General features: G+C 73.9%; 4 protein-coding genes and 1 pseudogene. 2 read left to right on the top strand and 3 right to left on the bottom strand.

The genetic code is table 11. From position 1 onward, the window contains the following. Positions 1–283, bottom strand: a pseudogene (locus tag ACOJTC_RS11110) (XRE family transcriptional regulator); the annotation flags it as partial. A 105-nt stretch (positions 284–388) separates the two neighbouring features. After that, positions 389–820, bottom strand: coding sequence for a DUF5980 family protein (locus ACOJTC_RS11105; protein WP_420116784.1), 432 nt, complete (start codon positions 818–820; stop codon positions 389–391). A 211-nt stretch (positions 821–1,031) separates the two neighbouring features. Here ACOJTC_RS11105 and ACOJTC_RS11100 point away from each other — a divergent pair, with 211 nt between their 5' ends. Further along, complete coding sequence (locus ACOJTC_RS11100) at positions 1,032–1,796, top strand: class I SAM-dependent methyltransferase (protein WP_420116783.1); 765 nt, start codon at positions 1,032–1,034, stop codon at positions 1,794–1,796. 124 nt (positions 1,797–1,920) lie between these two features. Here ACOJTC_RS11100 and ACOJTC_RS11095 read toward each other — a convergent pair whose 3' ends face one another. Next, entirely contained in the window at positions 1,921–4,065 is a 2,145-nt protein-coding gene (locus ACOJTC_RS11095) for a prolyl oligopeptidase family serine peptidase (protein ID WP_420116782.1), read from the bottom strand. Positions 4,066–4,151: 86 nt separating this feature from the next. Between ACOJTC_RS11095 and mshB the strand changes: the two genes are divergently transcribed. Beyond that, positions 4,152–4,954, top strand: an 803-nt coding sequence (gene mshB / locus ACOJTC_RS11090) for an N-acetyl-1-D-myo-inositol-2-amino-2-deoxy-alpha-D-glucopyranoside deacetylase (protein WP_420116781.1), incomplete at its 3' end; no start/stop codon positions are given.

Here is a 4,954-nt window from a genome sequence, read left to right as displayed (position 1 = left end):
TCGAGGCGTCCTGGAAGGTCAGCTCCCAGGGGCCGGTGTTGACGTCCATGTCCTTACCGAACCCGACCCACTTCCCGGCCATCCGTCGACCGGTCGGCTCCACCAGCAGTTGGATGGCGCCGTGGTAGCGGGCTCCCCGGTCGTGGCCGGCGGGGTCGGTCTGCTCCACCCAGGTCCCGGTGACGACGGCACCGTCCACGCTGAGATCCAGCGACAGTGACGATGCCGCCGAGCCGGGCAGGCTGCGCACGGTCAACCGGTCGCCGTGCTGGAGCACGGCAAGGCGGGGGCGTGGCCGGGCGGGTGGGGGCCCTTGGGGTGATGTTGGGGTGTCCTGGGGTGCTGACACCGCTACTTCGGTGATGTTGAGTTGATCAAGTGGGGCTTCTCAGCAGGAGGACTGGATGTCGAGGGTGACGGGGACGCTCTGGGTGACGGTGCCGTCCGAGGCGTGCAGGAGTGGGACGTAGTGCCCGATCGGGGCGCTGTGCAGGCGGAACGCGGCCAGGATCTGTACGACATGGCCGTCCCCGGACCCGGGCGGGGTGCTCTGCGGGCTGTAGACCTCGGTGCCGGCGGGCATCCCGGTGTAGCCGGCGGTGATCGTCGTCGTCCACGTGCCGTCGAGGACGACGAAGAAGTACAGGGCGCGCGGGTCGTCGGGGGTGGCGCAGATCCGCTGCGGCAGCTCCGTCAGGGTCCAGGTCGACGAGGTGACCGGGGCGGGCGACGCCGCGGCCGGGCTGCCGCCGGCGAGGGCGAGCAGCATCGCGGCCAGTACGGGTGCGGTGATCCGGCGGGCGGTGCGGGGGAACTTCATCATCGGCTCCTTACCTGTCCGGCATGACGCGGTCGCCGACCAGAGTGGCAGGGCGATTTCAGAGGGTTCTGAGAAGAACGTCGGAAAAGGCCGTCACGGTCGCCCGTCGCCCCGCGCCCGGAGACCGGGCCGGCGTCGCCACCCGCGCCGGCCGTCAGGCAGAGATGCAAATCGATTGACCGTCGGTCGGTCGGTCGGGAGAGTGCAGGGCATGGACCCGACGTCGCGCGCCAACCGGACCGCCTGGGAACTGGCCCACCAGGATCGGGTCTGGGCCAACGACCAGATGACGGCCGAGGCGGCGGCCGGCGTCACGCTCATCCCCAGTGAACGCGCGCTGCTGCGCGACATCCTGGCGACCCGACCGCTGGTGGTCCATCCGCAGAGCGGCAACGGCCAGGACGACATCGCCCTGGTCGACGCCGGTGCCCGGATGGTGATCGGCGTCGACTACAGCGAGCACGCGATCCACGGCGCGCGGGGGCGCGCCGATCACCTCGGTGCCGCCTGTCACTACCTGCTCGGGACGGTCCCCGGCGTGCCGCTGCGCGACGGCTGCGTCGACCTCGTCTACACCGGCAAGGGCGCGTTGATCTGGATGCCCGACATCGACGCCTGGGCCGCGGAGATGGCCCGGCTGCTGCGTCCCGGCGGCCACCTGTTCGTCCACGACGGTCACCCGGCCACCGACCTGTGGACCTGGGACCCCGACGAGCCGCGCATCCGACCCGACCGCAGCTACTTCGGCCGCTCGTTCGTGTGCGCCGACGACAGTTTCCCGGCCCACGGGGCGGTGATGTGGCAGTGGACGCTCGGCCGGATCGTCACCGCCGTGGTCACCGCCGGCCTGGAGATCCGGCGGCTCGACGAGTACGCGGAGCCGTTCTGGCGGATGGGCGACGTCGACGCGGCGGCCTTCCGGGGCCGCCTGCCGAACGCGTTCGCCCTGCTGGCCCGCCGCCCCACCGCCGGCTGACCCGGCCGGCCGGCGGTCCGCCGCCCGCTGACCCGCCCGGTCGCCGCCGCACCGCCCGCTGCACCGCGCGGTCGCCCGCCCGGCGACCCCCCGACCTGATCCGGCGGGACGGTCCCGCCACGGCTCAGCCCAGGTGGGTGCGGAGGAAGTCGAGTTCCAGGCGGAGCAGGCGTTCGGACAGCCCCCCGGCCGCCATGTGGGTGGCCCCGGTCAGCGGCAGCACCGCGTGCGGCCGGCCGGTCGACAGCAGCGCCGCCGACAGCCGCAGCGTGTGCGCGGCCACCACGTTGTCGTCGACCATGCCGTGCACCAGCAGCAGCGGCCGGGCCGGTTCGCCGGGATGCAGCGGCTCCGCCGCCAGCTCCACCAGCGAGTGGTGCCCGTACACGTCGATGCCGTCGTCGGGCAGGCCGAGGTAGCGCTCGGTGTACGCGGTGTCGTACAGCGTCCAGTCGCTGACCGGGGCACCGGCGATGCCGCACCGGAACAGCTCCGGATGGCGCAGCACCGCCAGCCCGGCCAGCCAGCCGCCGAACGACCACCCCCGGATCGCCACCCGCGCAAGGTCCAGGTCGGGGTGCTTGCCGGCGAGCGCGGTCAACGCGTCCACCTGGTCGGTCAGGATCACGTCGGCCACCCGCCGGTGGATCGCCTTCTCGAACGACGGCGCCACGCCCGGCGTACCCCGGTTGTCGACGGTGACCACGGCGAACCCGGAGTCCGCCCACCACTGCCGTTCCAGCCAGGCCGACCGGGCGGCCACCACCTCCTGGTGGCCGGGGCCGCCGTAGACGTCCAGCAGCACCGGCAACCGGGTGCCCTTGACGTGCTCGGACGGGTAGAGCACCGCCGTCGGTAACCGTCTGTCGGTCACCCGGACCAGCATCGGCCGGGGTGCCGAGGAGGGGGTGGCGGCCAGCGACCGCAGCCGGGCCACCTCGCCGTCGCCGCGCCACACCGACCAGGTCGTCCCCGCGTCGTCAAGCGAGGCGGTGCCGACGACCAGGGTGTCCCCGCCGACCGCCGCCGTGTGCCAGCCGGGGGTGCTGCTCATCCGGCGGGCGTCCACCCCACCACCGATCGCCGTACGGACCCGGTAGAGGTGCCGTTGGCTCGGTTCACCCTCGCTCGCCTCCACCAGCAGGTCGGCCGGGCCGGGGCCGGAGGGCAGCCGGCCCACCACCCGCCGCACGTACAGCGAGGGCGGGGTGAGCAGGGTGCCGTCGGCGAACAGGCAGCGGGCGTCGTACCCGTCGTGGGCCAGTTCGCCGCCGACCAGCACCCGGCCGTCGGGAAGGTGCGCCGGGGTGCCCGGGATCGGCTCCACCCAGCGCGGATCGGCCAGCTCGGCGTGCACCTGCGTCTCCCCGGTACGCGGGTCCACCGCCAGCACCAGGCCGTGCTGCTGCGACCGGCGCAGCACGGTGATCAGCGGGTTGCCGTCGGCCCAGTCGACCGACGCCAGGTACGGGTAGGTCTCCCGGTCCCAGTGCACGTCGACCCAGCCGTCGTCCAGGTCGAGCAGGTGCAGGCTGACCTCGGCGTTCGGCCCACCCGCCCGGGGGTACGCGACGGTGGTCGGCGGGGTCGCCGGGTCCGCCGGGTCGTGCAGGTGCCAGCGGGGCAGCCGGGACTCGTCGACCCGGGCGGCGAGCACCATCCGTCCGTCCGGGGCCCACCAGTAGCCCCGGAACCGGCCGAACTCCTCCGCCGCGACGTGCTCGGCGAGCCCCCAGGTCACCCCGCCGTCCTCACCGGCCAGCAGGGAGTCGGTGCCGTCCGGGGCGACCACCCGTAGCTCGCCCCGGCGTACCCCGTCGGCGGCGTCGGTCACGTACGCCACCCGCTGCCCGGTCGGGTCGGGCCGGGGGTCGATCACCGGTCCGACGGTGCTCACCTCGATCACGTCGCCGTGCACCAGGTCGGCCCGGAACAACCGGCCGGCCAGCGCGAACACCGCCACCCGGCCCGCGCCGTCCAGCGCGTACGAGCCGATGCCGGCGGCGGTGAGCCGGCGACGTTCGCGCAACGCCCGCTCGCCCGGGGCCAGCGCCGTCGGGTCGGCGTCCTCGCCGAGCAGCATGGCCGGGTCGGCGATCAGCCGTTCCTCGGCGGAGGCGGTCTCCAGCGCCCAGAGCGCGTCGGCCGGATCCTCCGGGCCGCCCGAGCGGAGAAAGACCACCCGGGAACCGTCGTCTGCCACGGAAACGGCGCGCGGCGCCCCGTGGCTGAACCGACGGGTACGGGCGGCCAGCTCGGGAAAGTCCACAACCCGGATCGTAGAGCCGGGCCGGGCGTGATGTGGCCTACCTGCCTGGACGCGTACGCCCCGGGGCCCGGGGACCGCCGGTTAGAGTGACGGTCGTGACGACGCTGCCCGACCGACGCCTGCTGCTGGTCCACGCGCACCCCGACGACGAGTCCATCGGCACCGGGTCGACGATGGCGCACTACGCTGCCGCCGGGGCCCACGTCACGCTGGTGACCTGCACCCTCGGCGAGGAGGGCGAGATCCACGTGCCGGCGCTGGCGCAGCTCGCCGCCGCCGAGGCCGACCAGCTCGGCGGGTTCCGGATCGGTGAACTGGCCGCCGCCTGCGCCGCGCTCGGCGTCACCGACCACCGGTTCCTCGGCGGCGCGGGCCGCTACCGGGACTCGGGGATGATGGGCATGCCCACCAACGGGCACCCCCGGGCGTTCTGGGCGGCCGACCTCGACGAGGCCGCCGGGCAGCTCCTGGCGGTGATCCGGGAGGTCCGCCCGCAGGTCATGGTCACCTACGACCCGAACGGCTTCTACGGGCACCCGGACCACATCCAGGCGCACCGGGTGGCGATGCGCGCGCACGAGCTGGCCGGCGCGGAGGGCATCGCCCCGGCCAAGGTCTACTGGACGGCGATGCCGCGCAGCGTCCTGGAGGCCGGGATGAGCCACTTCACCGAGTCGTCGGACAACCCCTTCGCCGCCATCGACAGCGTCGACGACCTGCCGTTCGGCACCCCCGACGACCAGATCGCCGCCCGGATCGACGGCACCGACCAGCACGCCGCCAAGGAGGCGGCGATGCGGGCGCACGCCACCCAGATCCCGGCCAACTCCTGGCTGTACGCGATCGCCGGCAACTTCGGCGCGGAGTTCATGGGCGTGGAGTACTTCAC

The organism is Micromonospora sp. (assembly GCF_048594385.1).
Taxonomy (GTDB): domain Bacteria; phylum Actinomycetota; class Actinomycetes; order Mycobacteriales; family Micromonosporaceae; genus Micromonospora; species Micromonospora wenchangensis.
This window is presented reverse-complemented; position numbering and strand designations above follow the sequence as displayed.